Source organism: Psychrobacter sp. 1U2, from assembly GCF_051847575.1.
Map to the genome: position 1 here is coordinate 1 of NZ_JBPYDC010000436.1, position 1,087 is coordinate 1,087.

Below are 1,087 nucleotides of genomic sequence, written 5' to 3' on the forward strand. Positions count from 1 at the left end.
CACACAATCCTTTGTGTTAAAAACCTATAGATAGCGCTTAAAAGCAGCGATGAAGCTTAAAACTATGACATATTAAGTGCAGGCGCTGAATGCTGGCTAGTATCAGTCTGCCCCAGTATCTGTACTCGTTGGTCGCTAAACATATCCATATCAGGGGCAAGCGTACGCATGAACCGATCAAAATACAACAACTGCTTAGTCAATAAAGCAAAATCACGGGGGAAATGAATACCATGACGTTTGCCGACTTCGACAATTTCGAGCATCATCTGGTTAAGCTCATCGGCCTGCTCTTTACTATTAAAAGGCACCCCACTTGTAAACGTAATGTCTTCTGCCATGATGGTTTTCATCATGCGCTCTAGATCATTTGCTAAGCTCTGGGCATCGACATTACTGCGGCCATGGGTCATCTCCATATCGATCATATGCTGCGCCATCGCTTGATAGTTATTATCTTGCAATGCCTGCATCATCCCCATACAAGCACGCCAGCTTTCAGCCTTTAACTTACCCACAATGCCAAAATCCAAAAACCCAATTCGACCATCGGTTAACAGCATCAAGTTGCCAGCATGCAAGTCAGCGTGGAAACTATTACAAAACATAAGGCTTGCAAACCACGTATTTAACGTATCTGCCATCACTTGCGCTGGATCGTCACAATACTGACGCATAGCCGTCTCATCAATCATAGAAACGCCGTGTAATTGGCTCATAGTCAGGACGCGTTTGGTCGTCAAATCATCATAGACCTCTGGCGCTACTACTTTTGTGTTCCCCGATACGCTCAAAAACTGCTGAAAATCGCGAATATTTTGTGCCTCGCTAATAAAGTCAGTTTCAGCCAACATGCGCAGACGAATCTCATCGATAATCGGTGCAATACTGGCAAACCTCATTGATGGCATAAGCAGCTCAACAATTTTAGTCACGCCGTGCAACACGCCCAAATCCGTTTGCATAATGGTTTCGACTTCAGGCTTTTGTACCTTTAATACCACTTCGTCGCCATTATGCAAACGCGCGGCATGTACTTGAGCGATAGAGGCGGATGCTAATGGTTTTTCGTTAATGAACGCAAACT

Annotated in this window: 1 protein-coding gene; it reads right to left on the reverse strand. The window is 44.6% G+C overall.

The annotated features are described in order from the left end of the window. Positions 1-62: 62 nt before the first annotated feature. A partial coding sequence (locus ACS8FD_RS16395; RefSeq protein WP_439276623.1) for an ABC1 kinase family protein occupies positions 63-1,087 on the reverse strand: 1,025 nt, incomplete at its 5' end.